Below are 19191 nucleotides of genomic sequence, written 5' to 3' on the forward strand. Positions count from 1 at the left end.
TAAAACAACAACGAACTGGGGTATGACTGGTGAAAAAAATAATAGTAATTGCAATATTATTCATTACAATTGCTAGTGCGGTTTTTGGTTTTAAGATATTTCAGGGGAAGGATTTTAAGAAAGAAAAGTCTTTTGAGATAAATAATATAAAAGAAATAGAAGTAGACAATGAAAACTGGGATATTGAATTTAAAAGTACAGACGCTAATAAAATAGTAATTTCCGCTCAAGGTGAACAAGTAGATAAAGAGATAGATCCCGTCAAGATAGAAAATGAAGAAAATAAAATTGTGATTAAGCAAAAACAAAAGGCAGCCAAATTTTTTAATGGTTTTACGTTTAGAAAGAAAAATAGTATATGTATAGCTATTCCGAAGAAAGAGATAGATAAAATTGTATTAAATAATAAATCGGGTGATGTGAAAATAAACGATATAGTAGTAAAAAGCATTGTGACAAAAGGAAAATCTGGGGATGGAATGATTGTAGGACTATCAGCGGAGAAAGGTGAATTCATATCGCAAAGTGGAGAGGTAGTTGTAAAAGATAGTTCAGTACAAGAATTAAATATAAAGTCTGCGACTGGTGATAACTATATAACAAATGTAAGTAACTCAAATATGAACATCACTTCAACATCTGGGGAAGTCTTACTGAAAGATATGACAGAAGGAAAATCATTATTTGTAGAAACAAAATCAGGGGATATTGGCGTACGGTATAAAGGTGTCCCGGCATCATTGAAGCTTATGGCTAAAAGTAATTCGGCTGACGTAATAGTGGATTTAAAAGGACTTAAGAAAGATAAAAATACAGAAAAAATAAAAGTAGGAACGATTGGTGATGCAAAAAATGAAGCGAAGATTTTAAGTGAAACAGGAGTCATTTATATTGATTAAATCTTAGGAGGAAGGAGGACACTATCATGCTACATTTAATGAAGCTAGAATTGAAAAAGTTTAAGCTTGGTTGGTACGTGAAGAGAGCAATTATTGCAAATGTTGTTATACTGGCATTAATGATCTTTGTGAGCATCATCGCTCAAGTAGAAGGTGATGCAGAAATAAGGAATCCAGAGACGATATTGTTAATGGCTAGCACAATAGTAAGAGCAACGTTTATTATTTTTGGTAGTGTATTAATCGCAAGGTTAATAATTGGCGAATATAAAAACAAAACAATACTACTTATGTTTTCTTATCCTATTAACCGAAAGAAAATGATGGCTAGTAAGTTGACTATTACAGCGATAGTAACATTTATAACAGTTATTGTATCTAACATTTTAGTAGTAGGAGTTTTCTTTGGGATAGATAGTTATTTTTCAATTCTTCCTAATTCATTCACAGTAGATCAATTGATGCAAGAAGGAATAAAACTAGTTCCTTTAGCCATTGCAACTGCGGGAATGAGTTTAATCCCATTATATTTCGGAATGCGTAAACGTTCCGTGCCAACTACAATTGTTTCATCTCTTATCGTTGTCTCAATTGCAATGAATGGCAACCCAGCGTTTTCTATAGCAACTTTTCTTCCCCTTCAACTAGCATTGGCGACAATTGGAGTTGTGATTGCATATTACGGCATTAAAAATATAGAGAAGGAAGATATAACTGTATGATAAGAATATGTGAAAAAGAGTTGGCGTTACACCAACTCTTTTTTGTATATGTACGCTTCGTTACTACTCTATAAATTTAGAGTGTGTGCTTAAATACTTTTGCACTTCTGGAGAAATGTTAAAGTTATTAGGATTTTTATATTCGATAGTAAACTCGCCGTCGGTACTTGTTTCAAAGGAGATTGCATAGCTATTCATTTTAGCATCGTAAGAAGTATTTTTGACTTCTGCATTTAGGTTAAAATATTTTGTAATATACTCTTTTGATTCCGTAATTGCTGCTTGTTTTCCCCAAGGGGTACCATAATAGGTGAAATAAAGAGATACACTAATAACTCCAATAAGAGAAGTTAGTAAAATAGTTCCCATAACTATTTTTTTATTTTTTGTATTCAATTTGGTTACTCCTCTTCATAATATGTATTTATTTTAACCTATCTTTTCCATAAAACAATCATTTAGTAAAAAATAGTTTCACATGAAACAAGTTACAGAAAAAGACCAGATGTGTAAACACCTTGTCTTTTTTGTTGTTACATTTTAGGAGCTTCCATTCCAGCCGCAGCCCATTCTTCTTTTGAAGGACCATATATGCCAGGGACTGTTAAGGCAGCTTGTCGCATTAAAACTGTCATTTGCCCGCGGTGATGATTTTGATGATTAATAAGTGTCATTAAAAATATAGAATTCGGCATAGGACGACCAAAGAAGTCGTTAATAGTAGCTAAGTCTTTATCAGTCCATTTATTTTGAAGTGTTTCAACGAAAGCCGCGTTCACTTTACGGTATTCATCTGCAATTGTTTTTGCAGAAGTTGGAACAGGATAATCTTTTGTTTCTCCTTCAAACTTTAGCCCTGTGCCAGATAGTATAACAGGAATTGCCGTCACGATATGCCAAGCAACCCTGCCTAACGTCCAGTGCCCAGGTGCGATTTCTTGTGACAAAGATTCATCTGTTAATGCATCGAGCATCTTTTGAGTAGACTCAGCCTCGTATGTCCATGATTGCAAGAAGCCTTTAAGTGTTTGATACATTGTTATCCCCCCTAGTTATGTTCATAGGTTAAATTCGTGAAAAAAAGATAGTTTCCTTTAGGCTTATGAGAATGAATTAAAAAAGAGGCTTCTCACATAAGAAGCCTCTTTTTTAATTAACCTTCTTCCCGCTCTGCCTCATCAACCATAAGAAATAAGGTGCTCCAAGTACAGCAACGACAAGTCCAGAAGGAATTTCTTTTGGGTATGCAATTGTTCGGCCGAGTAAGTCAGCGATGGCAAGAAGGATTGCTCCAAACAGTGCTGAGCAAACGAATAGTCTTTGATGATTTATACCAACAACAATTCTTGCTAAGTGAGGTGCGACAAGGCCTAGAAAGGCAATCGTACCGACAGCAGCGATATTTACTGATGCAAGTAGTGTCGCTAGCACAATTAGAGCAAGCCGTGTTTTATTTACTGGTTGCCCAAGTCCAGTTGCTAAATCGTCTCCCAGTACGAGAACGTCAAGTTGTTTTATTAAGAAAAAGATAATGAATACAAGAATTAGAGATGGATATAGAATGATATTTTCTAAGTGATTCCACCCTCTTGCATACGTGCTGCCAGATAACCATGTTAAAGCAGCGGCAACATTCAAATTGGCTCTAACGATAAAGATTTGAATAATTGCTGAGCCAAGTGCAGAAATACCAATTCCTATTAAAGCAAGAGCTGTTGGGCTAAACCCTGATTTCCATGAGAAGAAGAGGACAATTCCTACTGCAAGTAGTCCTCCGATAAATGCACCAATTGGTAGGAAGAAACCAGGAAGTGTAGGAAAGACATACATAATAGTTAAAGCACCGACACCAGCTCCCGATGAAATACCAATAATAGAAGGATCGGCAAGTGGGTTTCGTAATATAGCTTGGAAAACAAGCCCACTTATTGCAAGGCATGCGCCAGCAATAGCAGCAACGAGCATTCTTGGTAAACGAAGATTTATCATCATGTTTTTGTCAAATTGTGTTAATTGACCTGATATAACATTTGTAATGCTTTCGATATAAGTGTTACTACCGATTGTAACACCAAGAGCAATCGTCACAATACAAAGTGTGATAGAAATAAGGATTACCTTTTTATAAGAGTAATAGCGGGAACTAGCTCCAGCTGCATTCGCACCGTTATCATTCATATATTGTTTCGACTTCATCATTCGATACACTAAGTAAATAAGCCAAGGAGATCCAATCATTGCTGTGACTGCCCCAACAGGAAGTTCTGCACCGGTTGGATCTATTAATCTACCGACAACATCTGCTCCAAGCAATAATACTGCCCCCCATAAGAAAGAAGAGAGAAGAAGAGTAAAGTGTTGACGGTATCCGATAAGGCGCATTAAATGAGGTGCAACTAAGCCGACAAAGCCAATTGGTCCAACAACAGTAACAATTACTGCTGTTAAAAAGATTGCAGCAATGAAGGCGATAAGACGTGTTACTGCTGTTTTTTCACCAAGAGAAATAGCAACATCATCACCAAGTAAGAGAATGTTGAGTTTACGAGACATAAATAGTAAAACTAGGAAAGAAATAATGATAAATGGAAAAGCAAATTGAACGCCATCCCAGTTATTTTGAATAAGAGAGCCAGCTCCCCATAAAAATAAACCAGCTGTTTCATTTTCATAGAAAAGCTGCATCGTTCCGGTAAAGGCAGAAAGCATTAATGTAACGACCATACCAGCTAATGCCATTCTAAGTGGGGTTCCCTTTTTTCCACCAGAAATACGGTATACAAATAAAGCAGTAATAGCACCGCCGATAAATGTGAACAGAAGAGAATTAATTTGTAAACCTTTCGGTAAGAAAATTGTAGCCGCTACTAGAAAGAAATATGCGCCAGAGTGAATACCCATTGTACTGGATTCAGCGAGTGGATTTTTCGTTAACGTTTGTAAAATAACCCCTGATGCAGCAAGAGCGCCTCCAGCTAAAATGGCAATTACAGCTCTAGGTAATCGAAGCATGATTAAAGTTTGATGTTCTAGCGATTGGTTCGGTGAGATAAGAGCATCAATAATCATACTATAGGAAATGTTTGCTTGACCTTGTCCGATATGAATAAAGAAAAGGAGGAGCAAGAGAGCTGCTCCTCCTCCGAATACAAGACTTGCTCGAAGTGTGTGTTGTAAGCTATTCATCGTGTAATCACTTCTTCGCTGTCATTACATCTGCTACTTGTGTTGCTAAAGATGTTGCAGACTCAGGACCACCGAAAATCCAAGTATCGCCTTTTAATTTATACATTTTGTTTTCTTTTTTGAACTTTAATTCTTCCCAAGCAGGGTTGCCTTTTAGTTGCGTGTCAAAAATGTTATCTTCATCCGCTACAATGTAAATGAAGTTTGAATCTTGTACACTTTGTAATGATTCTACAGTTGTTTGTTTGAAACCATCTGGCTCAGATTTTCCTGCTTCAAAAGTATTTGTTAAACCTAATTTTTTTGTAACTTGTAAAGCTAAAGAATTGTCAGTTAAGATACGGAATGTTGGTACGTTTTTAGCAGTAAATGCTTGTGCCATTGCGATGTTTTTATCTTTTAAGTCTGCTTTCTCAATTTTTGCTTTTGCATCAGCGAATGCTTTATCCATATCAGCTAATACTTTTTTACCTTCTTCTTCTTTTCCAACTGCTTTTGCAATTTGTTTAAATGTTTCTGTCATTTCAGCAAAGTGATCGTTATTGCTTGTTGATGGATCAAACATAACTGTTGGTGCAATTTGCTCTAATTCATTTTTAATTGCTTTACCACGGAATGAAGCTGTAATAATTAAGTCTGGTTTTAAACGGCTAATTTCTTCTAAGTTTGGTTGTTGACGTGTCCCTACATCTACAACATCTTTACTCGGTTTTGTTTTTGTATTTACCCATTTATTATAATTCTTAATGTCTGCCATCCCTACTGGCTGAACACCAAGTGCTAATAAGTCTTCAGAATATACCCACTCAAGTACAACTACTTTTTTTGCTGGTTTATCTAACTTCGTTTCCCCTTCAGCGTGTTTAATTGTTATAGCTTGATTTTTATTGTCCGCTTTTGTTTCTTTTTTCTCCTCTTTTTGCTGTCCGCATCCAACAGCGAATAAAAGAATCACTATGAAAATACTGAGAATTTTCTTCATCTTCTGCCCCCAAATTAAGTGTTTTTTGTAACTAGTACCATAAGTGAAAATGGTTATCAATTACAACACCCAAATCATACTATGAGGGTATTTTAAGTGTCAATATATTTTTAAAATTTTGACGAAAAATAACGAATTATACGGATTTTTATATATTATAGTCGCTATTTATGAAGAATAAGCCTCTTTACTAAAAATATTGGCGAATGTGGAAAGTTTAAATGGGAAAGTGGCTGTGTACGATAGTGTAATGTGTATTGTTAATAGTCTGTGGAGATAAGGCGAAAGTACAAGCAAAAGGAGAGTGAATCGCATGTAATAATTACTAGAATGTATGGAGGAAATCTGTGTTTTATCCCCGACTAGGCAAAGTATTTCTTTGTTATTTAGATAGGTGTTTTTTAAGTCGGTGATTGCGCTAAAAAGATCGAATGTAAAGGAAGTGATCAACATGTCTTCATGGAGCAATAACATAAATGGATATTGTGGGTGTAATAATCAAAATGGTGTACATGTTGATTCATGCTGTTTTAGTTGCGATGGGACAGTCCCTAAAGTTGGTCCAACAGGTCCGACGGGGGCAACAGGAGCAACAGGAGCGACAGGCGACACAGGTCCAACGGGAGCAACAGGCGATACAGGTCCGACGGGGGCAACAGGAGCAACAGGAGCAACAGGAGCGACAGGCGACACAGGTCCAACGGGAGCAACAGGCGATACAGGTCCGACGGGGGCAACAGGAGCGACAGGCGACACAGGTCCAACGGGAGCAACAGGCGATACAGGTCCAACGGGGGCAACAGGAGCAACAGGCGACACAGGTCCAACGGGAGCAACAGGCGATACAGGTCCGACGGGGGCAACAGGAGCAACAGGCCCGACGGGAGCGACAGGAATAACAGGAACAACAGGCCCAACGGGAGCGACAGGAATAACAGGAGCAACAGGAATAACAGGAGTAACAGGCCCAACGGGAGCGACAGGAGCAACAGGAATAACAGGAGCAACAGGCACAAGTATAACGGCAACGTACGCATTTGCAAATAATACGTCGGGTACAGCAATATCGGTACTACTAGGTGGAACAAATGTCCCGCTTCCAAACAATCAGAATATCGGTCCGGGTATCACAGTGTCTGCGGGGAACACAGTATTTACGGCTGCAAATGCAGGGAATTATTATATTTCATATTCAATTAATATAACGGCTTCATTATTAGTTAGTTCACGAATTACAATTAATGGGGCACCGCTTGCTGGGACTATTAATTCTCCTGCATTAGCAACGACATCATTTAGTGCGACAATTATTACGACTCTTGCGGCGGGGAGTGCAATTAGTTTGCAATTATTTGGTTTGTTAGCTGTTGCAACATTATCAACAACTACTCCAGGAGCAGTGTTAACGATAATAAGATTGAGCTAAACCATAACTCTCTTACTCTTTTAAGATTAGGAGAGTTTCTACATATAATAAGAAGTTAATGAAGTAAAGCATAGTTATAAAAAAGTCAGAATATTATGATTGTAACGCTATGGTGACTATAATATAATGAAAATAACCATCATGAATGAACATTCATTTATCCCGCTATTTGTGGGCAGTAAGATCCCGCCTTAAAATTCAGCGAAAGTAAAGACGTTAGCTGGGTGATTAACTGTCCGTAAAAGCCCGATTGGTGTGGGCTAATAATCAGTGGGGCTGAACAAAACCTCCACTGATTAAAGTTTCACTTTATTTTTTATGTATTTGAAGGGGGAATGAAGGTGGAAAAACCATGGTTGAAAAGTTATCCAGAGGAAATTCCTAGTACGATTTCTTATGATATTCAGCCGCTTCATAGATATGTAGAACAGATGGCTTCTCGCTACCCAGAAAAGAAAGCGCTTCACTTTTTAGGGAAGGATATTACGTTTTCGGACTTCCATGATAAGGTAAAGAGGTTTGCAAATTATCTTCAAAAGCTCGGTGTGGAAAAGGGTGATCGAGTTGCTATTATGTTGCCGAATTGTCCGCAAGCTGTAATTGGTTATTACGGTACATTACTTGCGGGAGGTATCGTAGTACAAACAAATCCACTGTATACAGAAAGAGAATTAGAATATCAGCTTCATGACTCGGGAGCAAAAGTAATTCTTTGTCTCGATTTAGTGTTTCCAAGAGTAACGAATGTTCAATCTGCTACAAAAATTGAGCATATTATCGTAACTCGTATTGCGGACTTTTTACCATTCCCTAAAAATCTATTGTATCCATTTGTGCAGAAAAAACAGTCGAATTTAGTTGTGAAAGTATCAGAGAGTGAAACGATTCATCTTTGGAATTCAGTAGAAAAAGAAGTGGATACGGATGTTGAGGTGCCTTGTGATCCTGAAAATGATTTAGCTCTTTTACAGTACACAGGAGGAACAACTGGATTTCCGAAAGGCGTTATGTTAACGCATAAAAACCTCGTCTCTAACACGTTAATGGGAGTTCAATGGTTATATAATTGCAAAGAAGGAGAAGAAGTCGTTCTTGGGGTTCTTCCATTTTTCCACGTGTACGGCATGACGGCTGTTATGAATTTGAGTGTTATGCAAGGATACAAAATGGTCCTTATTCCAAAGTTTGATATGAAAATGGTCTTTGAAGCGATTAAGAAGCATAAAGTGACACTATTTCCAGGGGCACCAACTATTTATATCGCTCTTTTAAATAGCCCACTTTTAAAAGAATACGATATTTCTTCTATTCGTGCTTGTATTAGTGGATCAGCACCACTGCCAGTAGAAGTACAGGAAAAGTTCGAAACAGTTACAGGTGGTAAACTAGTAGAGGGATATGGTTTAACAGAATCCTCTCCGGTTACACATAGTAATTTTTTATGGGAAAAGCGAGTGCCAGGTAGCATTGGAGTTCCGTGGCCAGATACAGAAGCAATCATTATGTCACTTGAAACTGGTGAGGAATTACCGCCAGGAGAAATAGGGGAAATTGTAGTGAAAGGTCCTCAAATTATGAAAGGGTACTGGAATAAGCCAGAGGAAACAGCGGCTGTATTGCAAGATGGCTGGCTCCATACAGGTGATGTTGGCTACATGGATGAGGATGGATTCTTCTATGTAAAAGATCGCAAGAAAGATATGATTGTCGCGAGTGGATTTAATGTGTATCCTCGTGAAGTTGAAGAAGTATTATATGAGCATGAAAAAGTGCAAGAAGTAGTGACAATTGGAGTTCCAGATCCGTACCGAGGAGAGACAGTTAAAGCATTTGTTGTGTTAAAAGAAGGTACGGAGTGCTCTGAGGAAGAATTAAATCAGTTTGCACGTAAATATTTAGCGGCTTATAAAGTGCCGAAAGTATATGAGTTTAGAGATGAATTGCCAAAAACGACAGTAGGGAAAATTTTACGCCGTGTTCTAATAGATGAAGAGAAGAGAAAGAATGAGGATGAGCAAACGGGCTAAGGCCCTTTCTTTTTGAAAAAATAGGATTGACACTTTTCTAAATAGTCAGTATTATAAGAATATGAATGACTATTCATTCAGTCATCTTCTTGAAGGGGACAGTAAAGTGAAGAAAAATAGACCGAAATACAATCAAATTATTGATGCGGCAGTCATTGTGATTGCGGAGAATGGGTACCACCAAGCGCAAGTTTCTAAAATCGCAAAGCAAGCTGGGGTAGCTGATGGCACGATTTATTTATATTTTAAAAATAAAGAAGATATATTAATATCCTTATTCCAAGAGAAGATGGGAGAATTTGTCGAAACAATTCGTCAAAAAACAGCAGGAATTGAAAGCGCTGTATCGAAGTTATTCATGTTGGTAGAAACGCACTTCTTGCTGTTGTCGCAAAATGATCCTCTTGCTATCGTTACGCAATTAGAGCTGAGGCAGTCCAATCAAGACTTGCGCCTTAAAATAAATGAAGTATTAAAAGGCTACTTACAAGTTATGGATGAGATTTTAGAGACTGGTATAAAACAAGGTGAATTTCAAGCAGATTTAAATGTTCGCGTGGCAAGACAAATGATCTTTGGAACAGTGGATGAAGTTGTGACCAATTGGGTAATGAGCGATCATAAGTATAATCTGGTCGCACTTTCAAAAACGGTACACGGGCTACTTATTGCAGCTTGTGGTTATCGTCAATAATGGGAGGGATCATGTTGAAATTCCTATCTGTAAGAGTTGAAGGTCATATCGCGGTGGCGACGTTAAATCACGCACCAGCAAATGCGATGTCTTCACAAGTTATGCATGACGTTACTGAATTAATTGATCAAGTGGAAAAGGATGATAACATTCGTGTTGTTGTTATTCACGGTGAAGGACGTTTCTTCTCAGCGGGAGCAGATATTAAAGAATTTACATCTGTTACTGAAGCGAAGCAAGCAACAGAATTAGCACAGCTTGGACAAGTTACGTTTGAGCGTGTTGAAAAATGTTCAAAACCAGTTATTGCGGCAATTCATGGAGCGGCACTGGGCGGCGGCCTTGAGTTTGCTATGTCTTGCCACATGCGCTTTGCAACTGAAAGTGCAAAACTTGGTTTACCCGAATTAACACTTGGATTAATTCCTGGCTTTGCAGGTACACAGCGCTTACCACGTTATGTTGGGAAAGCGAAAGCTTGTGAAATGATGTTAACAAGTACACCAATTACTGGTGCAGAAGCGTTAAAGTGGGGACTTGTTAACGGATTGTTCTCTGAAGAATCACTTTTAGATGATACGCTTAAAGTCGCAAAACAAATTGCTGGAAAAAGTCCAGCAACAACTCGTGCTGTACTAGAATTATTGCAAACGACAAAATCGTCTCATTACTATGAAGGTGTACAACGTGAATCACAGATTTTTGGTGAAGTATTTACGAGTGAAGATGGAAGAGAAGGTGTAGCTGCATTTTTAGAAAAGCGTAAACCTTCATTTAGTGGCAGGTAGTTCAATTATTTTTTGATATAAATTAACAGAAAATTAAAATTGATAGAATCTTTCTGAAAAACAAGGGGGTAAATGGAATGAACATCTACGTACTCATGAAACGAACATTTGATACAGAAGAAAAAATCGTAATTAAAAACGGTGCAATTTACGATGGCGAAGCGGAATTCATCATCAACCCTTACGATGAATATGCAATTGAAGAAGCAATTCAAGTAAGAGACGCACAAGGTGGAGAAGTTACAGTTGTAACAGTCGGTGGCGAAGATAGTGAGAAAGAACTTCGTACTGCATTAGCAATGGGCTGTGATAAAGCGGTATTAATTAATATTGAAGATGATGTAGAAAATGGTGACCAGTTCACGACAGCAAAAGTGCTTGCTGAATATTTAAAAGATAAAGATGCAGATTTAATTTTAGGCGGAAACGTTGCAATTGATGGTGCATCTGGACAAGTAGGACCACGCGTAGCTGAAGCGTTAAATATTCCGTATGTAACGACAATTACAAAACTTGAAATTGACGGTACAAATGTGAAGATTGAGCGTGATGTTGAAGGGGATACAGAAGTGATTGCAACTTCATTACCAGTTTTAGTAACAGCACAACAAGGTTTAAATGAACCGCGTTATCCATCGCTTCCAGGTATTATGAAAGCGAAGAAAAAGCCACTAGAAGAATTAGAATTAGATGATTTAGATTTAGAAGATGATGATGTGGAAGCAAAGACAAAAACAATTGAAATCTATTTGCCTCCTAAGAAAGATGCAGGAAAAGTGTTACAAGGCGAGCTGCAAGATCAAGTAAAAGAACTTGTATCGTTGCTCCATACAGAAGCGAAAGTAATCTAATAAAATACGAAATTATATATGCAGGAGGGAAAATCTATGGCTCGTAAAGTATTAGTAATGGGTGAAGTTCGTGATGGATCGCTACGTAACGTTTCGTTTGAAGCGGTAGCAGCAGCAAAAACAATTGCAGAAGGCGGTGAAGTAGTAGGTCTTCTAATTGGAGACAGCGTTGCCTCTTTTGCAAAAGAATTGATTCATTACGGTGCAGATCGCGTTGTGACAGTTGAAAATGATAAATTAAAATCATATACATCTGATGGTTATGCACAAGCGTTTTTAGCTGTACATGCTGAAGAAAATCCAGAAGGTATTGTCTTTGGACATACAGCACTTGGTAAAGATTTATCACCAAAATTAGCAGCGAAGCTTGAAGCTGGTTTAGTTTCTGACGTAACTGCTTTAGAGGTTGAAGGTGGAAATGTTATCTTCACTCGTCCAATTTACTCTGGTAAAGCATTCGAGAAGAAGATTGTAACAGACGGCATCTTATTTGCGACAGTGCGTCCAAATAACATTGCAACTCTGGAAAAAGATGAGTCTCGCAGCGGTGACGTATCTTCTATTACAGTTGATGTGAAAGATTTACGTACAATCATTCAAGATGTTGTCCGTAAAACGGCAGAAGGTGTTGATCTTTCTGAAGCGAAAGTTATTATCGCTGGCGGACGCGGTGTAAAGAGTGAAGAAGGCTTTAAACCATTAAAAGAGTTAGCTGACGTACTAGGCGGCGCTGTTGGGGCATCTCGTGGTGCTTGTGACGCTGAATACTGTGATTATTCATTACAAATCGGTCAAACTGGTAAAGTTGTTACGCCAGACTTATACATTGCATGTGGTATTTCTGGTGCGATTCAGCATTTAGCAGGTATGTCTAACTCAAAAATCATCGTTGCGATTAATAAAGATCCAGAAGCAAGTATCTTTAAAGTAGCTGACTACGGTATTGTCGGTGACTTATTCGAAGTTGTACCTCTTTTAACAGAAGAGTTTAAAAAGTTAAAAGTACATTCATGATTTAAGTACCCTTGAGTTCCAAGTGAAGTACCCCTATATATAGAAAAAGGTGAGAGATCCCCTGTCTCTCATCTTTTTAGTTTTTAATCCGTATTTTTATATAGTATAAAGGAACATTTTTTTGTTACAATACATAACGATACATATTATTCGCCACGTATATAAGTTAATGATATACTCTTGGTAGAATATACTTGAAGGAGGAAATAAAATGGCAATTGTAAACGCAAATGACCAAAGCTTCGCAGCTGAAACTAGCGAAGGTGTTGTATTATTAGATTTCTGGGCACCTTGGTGTGGACCTTGTAAAATGATCGCTCCTGTATTAGAGGAAATCGATGCAGAACTAGGCGAAAAAGTAAAAGTAGTAAAAGTAGACGTTGATGAAAACCAAGAAACTGCTCGTCAATTCGAAGTAATGAGTATTCCAGCTCTTTTCGTATTAAAAGACGGTAAAGTAGTTGATCAAGCGTTAGGTTACAAACCGAAAGAAGCGTTAGTAGAATTAGTTTCTAAACACTTCTAAAATAAAGGGGCTACCATTTGGTAGCTTTTTTTATTTTCTTTTTTACAGTCTTTCCGTTACAATAAAAGAACGTATGTTGGGTGTTTGGGCATAGTATGTTTTCAAGGGGAAATAAAAATGCTAAGTATGTAGAAATGGAGGGAGACGAGTGCACGAACATTTGAAAGAGAAGTTGGCCATTTTACCAGATCAACCTGGTTGTTATTTGATGAAAGATAAGCAAGGAACGGTTATATATGTCGGAAAGGCAAAAGTGCTTAAAAATCGTGTGCGCTCGTACTTTACTGGTTCACATGATGGGAAAACACTGCGGCTTGTAGGAGAAATTGTTGATTTTGAATATATTGTAACCTCTTCGAATTTAGAAGCGCTTATTTTAGAGTTAAATCTAATTAAAAAATATGATCCGAAATATAATATTCAATTAAAAGATGATAAAACATATCCCTTTATTAAAATTACGGCGGAGAAGCAACCGCGCTTACTCATTACTCGAAACGTAAAAAAGGATAAAGGGAAATATTTTGGTCCTTATCCAAATGCACAATCTGCTCATGAAACGAAAAAACTGCTAGATCGTATGTATCCACTTCGGAAATGCACGAATATGCCAGATAAAGTTTGTTTGTATTATCATATGGGTCAATGTTTAGCACCTTGTGTGAAAGAAGTGACGGAAGAACAAAATAAAGAAATTGTAGATGAAATTATTAAGTTTTTAAATGGTGGACATAAAGAAGTTCGTTCAGAATTAGAAACAAAAATGTATGAGGCCTCAGAGAAACTAGAGTTTGAACGTGCAAAAGAGTTGCGTGATCAAATTGCTCATATTGATGCGATTATGGAAAAACAAAAGATGATTATGAGTGACTTAGTGGATCGTGATGTGTTTGGATATGCAGTGGATAAAGGATGGATGTGTGTTCAAGTTTTCTTTGTTCGAAAAGGAAAGCTAATTGAACGCGATGTTTCTATGTTTCCAATTTACGATGAACCAGAAGAGGGTTTTTTAACTTTTATCGGCCAATTTTATGAAAACAGTAGTCATTTTAAGCCGAAGGAAATTGTCGTTCCAGGAAGTATAGACTCGGAATTAGTAGAGCGGTTTTTAGAAGTAGAAGCAACACAGCCGAAACGTGGTAAGAAAAAAGACCTTGTAGAATTAGCAAATAAAAATGCGAAGATTGCTCTTGAAGAGAAGTTCTACTTAATTGAACGTGATGAAGAACGAACGATTAAAGCGGTAGATCATTTAGGGAAGCAGCTTGGGATTGAAACACCGTATCGTATTGAAGCGTTTGATAACTCAAATATTCAAGGAACAAATCCCGTTTCTGCAATGATTGCTTTTATCGATGGGAAACCGGCGAAGAAAGAGTATCGAAAATATAAAATTAAAACGGTTCAAGGACCAGACGATTATGAGTCTATGAGGGAAGTTGTGAGGCGCCGTTATACAAGGGCGCTTAAAGAAAATTCACCTTTACCTGATTTGATTATTATTGATGGAGGAAAAGGCCATCTAGCGGCTGCAAGTGATATTTTAGAGAATGAGCTCGGATTATATATTCCGATGGCAGGTCTTGTAAAAGATGATAAACATAAAACCTCCCATTTAATTATTGGGGATCCACCGGAACCTGTGATGCTTGAGAGAAATAGCCAAGAATTTTATTTATTGCAGCGTATTCAAGATGAGGTGCATCGATTTGCGATTACATTCCATCGTCAATTACATGGGAAATCTGTCATTCAATCAGCGTTGGATGATATTCCAGGAATCGGTGATAAACGGAAAAAGGTATTGTTAAAACATTTTGGTTCATTAAAGAAGATGAAAGAAGCTTCTATAGAGGAATTTGTCGAAGCGGGTATGCCAAAAAATGTCGCGGAGACGATTTATACGTATTTAACAGATAAGAAGACGTTGTAGTTTACAACGTCTTCTGTTTTTTGATATAATTTCTGAAGATTTAAAATAAACACATCTGAATGAAAATACAAAAAAGTCAACTGAACTGATATGTCTAGTTGACTGTAGGTAATGCTTACACTTCAATGAGATCTTTTATATCCCATTTTACAAGAAATGTAATAGAGTCAGAACGTTTTTTCTTTTCTTCGTATGACTCTGCAACGACGTTCCGTTGCTTTTGGATTTGTTCAGCGATGAATCCGGCTTCTAGTTGATAAGAAGAATGTCGTTTTTGTTTTTGACGTTCTGCAATGAGTGTACCTTTAAGTTGGAACTGCATTTCACGACGCTTATGTTCAACAATGCTTAAAGTGCCCCAGCCAGCCTTTTCAAAGAACTGAATGACTTCTTCAATTGTTTCTAGCGGATATTTTCTTGCAAGGTTTCTACCAGACCAGTATAAAATACCATCTAAATCGTTGCCGATTAAATCAGGTAGTAATTCTTCACGTAGCAATTCATAAGCGAAGGCGTTCAATGAAACATCTTCTAAAGATGTTGTATCGATTGTATTTTTGCTCACAATATTCCCCTCTTTCTATAGGGATTATTATATAACATTTCACATTTATAAAAACAGATTTTTCTTTAGGAAAATCTGAATATATAAGAAGAAAAAAAGAATTGGCAAATTATATGCAAATTATGTATACGTTTTCTTGACGCTTCGACAAAAATAGGAGTAAAATGAACTTGGTATCAAATTATGCTGAAATATTTCGAATAATTTTTTCAGTTTTTCTTATGCCAATAGTGAAAAAACATTATTGTTGTAAACTAATCTGAAAACAGCAGTCAAACATTCAAGGGGGGTAATGGGGACATGAAAGGCCGCGAGTATACGTTTCGTAAGTGGCACTCATTAATGGGGGTCATCCCGGTTGGTGTCTTTTTGACGCAACATTTAATTGTAAACAACTTTGCAACACGAGGAGCAGAGGCTTTTAACAAAGCTGCAGGCTTTATGGAGCTCCTTCCATTCCGGTATGCGCTAGAAATTTTCATCATCTTTTTACCGATACTGTACCATGCTATATATGGCTTATATATTGCATTTACAGCTAAGAACAATGCGGTTTCTTACGGTTATTTCCGTAACTGGATGTTCGTCTTCCAAAGAATTTCAGGTATCGTTACGCTGATCTTCATTTCTTGGCACGTCTGGGAAACTCGTATTCAAGCAATGTTAGGTAAAGAGGTAAACTATGATATGATGGCAGATATTTTAAACAATCCAGCTATGTTTGCATTCTACTTAGTTGGTGTTGTTTCAACAATTTTCCACTTTGCAAATGGACTATGGACATTCTGCATCAGCTGGGGAATTACAGTATCTCCACGTTCACAAAGAATCTCTACTTATGTAACATTAGCTATTTTCTTAGGTTTATCTTATGTAGGTGTGAGTGCATTATTAGCGTTCATCGATCCACAGCTAGCAAACCAGTAAGGAGTGGGAGAGCATGAAAGGGAAACTTATAGTAGTCGGCGGTGGCTTGGCTGGCTTAATGGCAACGATTAAAGCGGCAGAAGCAGGAGTAAATGTTGAACTGTTTTCTTTAGTACCAGTAAAACGTTCACATTCTGTATGTGCTCAGGGCGGAATTAACGGTGCCGTAAATACGAAAGGTGAAGGGGATTCTCCATGGATCCACTTTGACGATACAATTTATGGTGGGGACTTCTTAGCGAACCAACCACCAGTTAAAGCAATGTGTGAAGCAGCACCTGGTATCATTCATTTAATGGACCGTATGGGTGTTATGTTTAACCGTACGGAAGAAGGACTTCTTGATTTCCGTCGATTTGGTGGAACGCAACATCACCGTACAGCATTTGCTGGTGCAACAACTGGACAGCAATTACTTTACGCATTAGATGAGCAAGTACGTCGTCACGAAGTAGCAGGACTTGTAACGAAATATGAAGGTTGGGATTTCTTACGAGCTGTTGTTGATGATGAAGGTGTGTGCCGAGGAATCGTTGCACAAGACTTACAAACTATGGAGATTAGAAGTTTCGGAGCAGATGCCGTGATTATGGCAACAGGGGGCCCTGGTATCATTTTCGGAAAATCAACAAACTCCATTATCAATACAGGTACAGCAGCTTCTGCTGTATATCAACAAGGCGCATACTATGCAAACGGTGAGTTCATTCAAATTCACCCAACGGCAATTCCTGGAGACGATAAATTACGTCTTATGAGTGAATCTGCACGTGGTGAAGGTGGACGTGTTTGGACATATAAAGATGGTAAACCATGGTACTTCTTAGAAGAAAAATATCCGGCTTACGGAAACCTTGTACCTCGTGACATCGCAACACGTGAAATCTTTGATGTTTGCGTAGAGCAAAAACTAGGTATTAACGGTGAAAACATGGTGTATTTAGATCTTTCTCATAAAGATCCAAAAGAACTAGATATTAAACTAGGTGGAATTATTGAAATCTATGAGAAATTTACAGGGGATGATCCTCGTAAACTACCAATGAAAATCTTCCCAGCTGTTCACTATTCAATGGGCGGACTATGGGTTGATTATAAACAGATGACAAATATTCCAGGTTTATTTGCAGCAGGTGAATGTGATTATTCTATGCACGGAGGTAACCGTCTTGGTGCGAACTCACTATTATCAGCAATTTATGGTGGTATGGTAGCGGGACCAAACGCAATTGAATATATGAAAGGTCTTTCTAAATCATCGGATGCTGTTTCATCTACTGTATATGAACAAAATGAATTAATCGAAACAGAGAAATTTAACAATATTTTAACGATGGATGGTAACGAAAATGCGTATGTTCTTCATAAAGAGCTTGGAGAATGGATGACAGATAACGTTACAGTAGTTCGTGAAAATAAAAAATTATTAGAAACAGATGCGAAAATTGAAGAATTAATGGCTCGTTACAAACGTATTAACATTAACGATACAGCAAGATGGAGTAACCAAGGTGCTTCATTTACACGCCAACTTGCAAATATGTTTGAGTTAGCACGTGTTATTACAATTGGCGCATATAACCGTAATGAGAGCCGTGGGGCGCATTACAAACCTGAATTCCCAAATCGTGATGATGCAAACTTCTTAAAAACTACGATGGCAAAATTTGAGGGAGAAGGAAATGCACCAGCATTCCATTACGAAGACGTTGATATTTCATTAATTAAACCGCGTAAACGTGATTATTCTTCAAAACACGATGTAGCTGCTAAGGGTGAAGAGAAGGGGGATAAACAACATGTCTGAGAAAACAATCCGCCTCATCATTACGAGACAAGACGGGCCAGATGCGCAAGCGTTTGACCAAGAGTTTGAAATTCCATATCGTCCGAATATGAATATTATCTCAGCACTTATGGAAATCCGTCGTAATCCTGTTGATTCAAAAGGGAACCAAACAACTCCGATTGCATGGGATATGAACTGCTTAGAGGAAGTATGTGGTGCATGTTCGATGGTGATTAACGGAAAACCACGTCAATCATGTACGGCACTTATCGATCAATTAGAGCAACCAATTCGCTTAAAACCGATGAAGACATTCCCGGTTGTACGTGACTTGCAAGTTGATCGTAGTCGCATGTTTAATGCTCTAAAACGCGTTAAAGCGTGGATTCCAATTGATGGTACGTATGACCTAGGGCCAGGACCAAGAATGCCTGAGAAAAAGCGTCAATGGGCTTATGAGCTTTCAAAATGTATGACATGTGGTGTTTGCTTAGAATCATGTCCAAACGTAAACAGTAAGTCTGACTTTATTGGACCAGCACCGTTATCACAAGCTCGCTTATTCAACTCACATCCAACGGGTGAAATGCATAAAGCAGATCGCTTACGTGCAATTATGGGAGATGGAGGACTAGCAAACTGTGGTAACTCTCAAAACTGTGTGCAATCATGTCCGAAGGGTATTCCTTTAACAACTTCAATTGCGGCATTAAACCGTGATACAACAATTCAATCGTTCAAAGATTTCTTTGGTAGCGATAATAACTATTAATAAATATTGCCTCTTCATATCGAAGAGGCAATATTTATAACTGTATTTTTCTGTTTATTCTGTTTATTTAAAGGTGAAAAGGAGAGATAA

At 37.7% G+C, this 19191-nt stretch carries 18 protein-coding genes; 13 read left to right on the forward strand and 5 right to left on the reverse strand.

Features of this window, described 5'->3' with window-relative positions:
* Positions 1-29 precede the first annotated feature (29 nt).
* Both ACTFRH_RS25505 and ACTFRH_RS25510 read left to right on the forward strand, forming a co-directional pair.
* Positions 30-899, forward strand: a complete 870-nt coding sequence (locus tag ACTFRH_RS25505) for a DUF4097 family beta strand repeat-containing protein (protein ID WP_000720986.1) — start codon at positions 30-32, stop codon at positions 897-899.
* A 26-nt stretch (positions 900-925) separates the two neighbouring features.
* Positions 926-1621 carry an ABC transporter permease gene (locus tag ACTFRH_RS25510; RefSeq protein WP_000902931.1) on the forward strand — a complete coding sequence of 232 codons (696 nt, stop codon included), beginning with the start codon at positions 926-928 and terminating at the stop codon, positions 1619-1621.
* A gap of 63 nt (positions 1622-1684) precedes the next feature.
* Here the strand turns inward: ACTFRH_RS25510 and ACTFRH_RS25515 are convergent, their stop codons facing one another.
* The 4 genes from ACTFRH_RS25515 to ACTFRH_RS25530 all read right to left on the reverse strand — a co-directional run bounded on the left by ACTFRH_RS25515 (position 1685) and on the right by ACTFRH_RS25530 (position 5789).
* Positions 1685-2017, reverse strand: a complete 333-nt coding sequence (locus ACTFRH_RS25515; protein WP_001093310.1) for a YfjL-like protein — start codon at positions 2015-2017, stop codon at positions 1685-1687.
* A 137-nt stretch (positions 2018-2154) separates the two neighbouring features.
* Positions 2155-2658, reverse strand: coding sequence for a DinB family protein (locus ACTFRH_RS25520; RefSeq protein ID WP_000285030.1), 504 nt, complete (start codon positions 2656-2658; stop codon positions 2155-2157).
* Between the two features lie 112 nt (positions 2659-2770).
* Positions 2771-4807, reverse strand: a complete 2037-nt coding sequence (gene fhuB, locus ACTFRH_RS25525; RefSeq protein ID WP_001087091.1) for a Fe(3+)-hydroxamate ABC transporter permease FhuB — start codon at positions 4805-4807, stop codon at positions 2771-2773.
* A gap of 7 nt (positions 4808-4814) precedes the next feature.
* The gene (locus ACTFRH_RS25530) at positions 4815-5789 is read right to left on the reverse strand and encodes an ABC transporter substrate-binding protein (RefSeq protein ID WP_000722814.1); all 975 of its coding nucleotides are present in this window, start codon (positions 5787-5789) and stop codon (positions 4815-4817) included.
* 451 nt (positions 5790-6240) lie between these two features.
* On the opposite strand from ACTFRH_RS25530, the gene ACTFRH_RS25535 reads away from it, so the two are divergent.
* From ACTFRH_RS25535 to uvrC, 8 genes are all read left to right on the forward strand, one after another.
* Positions 6241-7215, forward strand: coding sequence for a BclA C-terminal domain-containing protein (locus tag ACTFRH_RS25535; protein WP_440048821.1), 975 nt, complete (start codon positions 6241-6243; stop codon positions 7213-7215).
* Positions 7216-7556: 341 nt separating this feature from the next.
* Positions 7557-9242, forward strand: a complete 1686-nt coding sequence (locus ACTFRH_RS25540; protein WP_000414740.1) for a long-chain-fatty-acid--CoA ligase — start codon at positions 7557-7559, stop codon at positions 9240-9242.
* A gap of 106 nt (positions 9243-9348) precedes the next feature.
* Positions 9349-9936 carry a TetR/AcrR family transcriptional regulator gene (locus tag ACTFRH_RS25545; RefSeq protein WP_440048820.1) on the forward strand — a complete coding sequence of 196 codons (588 nt, stop codon included), beginning with the start codon at positions 9349-9351 and terminating at the stop codon, positions 9934-9936.
* A gap of 11 nt (positions 9937-9947) precedes the next feature.
* Entirely contained in the window at positions 9948-10724 is a 777-nt protein-coding gene (locus ACTFRH_RS25550; RefSeq protein WP_033703139.1) for an enoyl-CoA hydratase, read from the forward strand.
* Positions 10725-10801: 77 nt separating this feature from the next.
* Entirely contained in the window at positions 10802-11575 is a 774-nt protein-coding gene (gene etfB, locus ACTFRH_RS25555; RefSeq protein ID WP_001029027.1) for an electron transfer flavoprotein subunit beta, read from the forward strand.
* A gap of 36 nt (positions 11576-11611) precedes the next feature.
* Positions 11612-12589 carry an electron transfer flavoprotein subunit alpha gene (gene etfA / locus ACTFRH_RS25560; RefSeq protein ID WP_000101942.1) on the forward strand — a complete coding sequence of 326 codons (978 nt, stop codon included), beginning with the start codon at positions 11612-11614 and terminating at the stop codon, positions 12587-12589.
* Between the two features lie 211 nt (positions 12590-12800).
* A complete protein-coding gene (gene trxA, locus ACTFRH_RS25565) occupies positions 12801-13115 on the forward strand; it encodes a thioredoxin (RefSeq protein ID WP_001018943.1) in 315 nt (104 codons plus the stop codon).
* A gap of 148 nt (positions 13116-13263) precedes the next feature.
* Positions 13264-15048: an excinuclease ABC subunit C gene (gene uvrC, locus ACTFRH_RS25570; protein WP_000544299.1), complete on the forward strand. Its 1785-nt coding sequence runs from the start codon at positions 13264-13266 to the stop codon at positions 15046-15048.
* A gap of 115 nt (positions 15049-15163) precedes the next feature.
* Here uvrC and ACTFRH_RS25575 read toward each other — a convergent pair whose 3' ends face one another.
* The gene (locus ACTFRH_RS25575) at positions 15164-15613 is read right to left on the reverse strand and encodes a YslB family protein (RefSeq protein ID WP_000042226.1); all 450 of its coding nucleotides are present in this window, start codon (positions 15611-15613) and stop codon (positions 15164-15166) included.
* A 300-nt stretch (positions 15614-15913) separates the two neighbouring features.
* On the opposite strand from ACTFRH_RS25575, the gene sdhC reads away from it, so the two are divergent.
* Genes sdhC through sdhB form a run of 3 tightly spaced genes read left to right on the forward strand, consistent with a single transcriptional unit; the run spans position 15914 to position 19101 of the window.
* Positions 15914-16540: a succinate dehydrogenase cytochrome B558 gene (sdhC, locus tag ACTFRH_RS25580; RefSeq protein ID WP_000678354.1), complete on the forward strand. Its 627-nt coding sequence runs from the start codon at positions 15914-15916 to the stop codon at positions 16538-16540.
* A 13-nt stretch (positions 16541-16553) separates the two neighbouring features.
* Positions 16554-18347, forward strand: coding sequence for a succinate dehydrogenase flavoprotein subunit (gene sdhA, locus ACTFRH_RS25585; RefSeq protein WP_000676750.1), 1794 nt, complete (start codon positions 16554-16556; stop codon positions 18345-18347).
* Complete coding sequence (sdhB, locus tag ACTFRH_RS25590; RefSeq protein WP_001291827.1) at positions 18340-19101, forward strand: succinate dehydrogenase iron-sulfur subunit; 762 nt, start codon at positions 18340-18342, stop codon at positions 19099-19101. Before sdhA ends, sdhB begins: the two co-directional genes overlap by 8 nt.
* Positions 19102-19191 lie beyond the last annotated feature (90 nt).

It is taken from the genome of Bacillus cereus group sp. MYBK216-1 (assembly GCF_051916495.1).
In the GTDB taxonomy this organism is placed as follows: Bacteria; Bacillota; Bacilli; order Bacillales; family Bacillaceae_G; genus Bacillus_A; species Bacillus_A thuringiensis_K.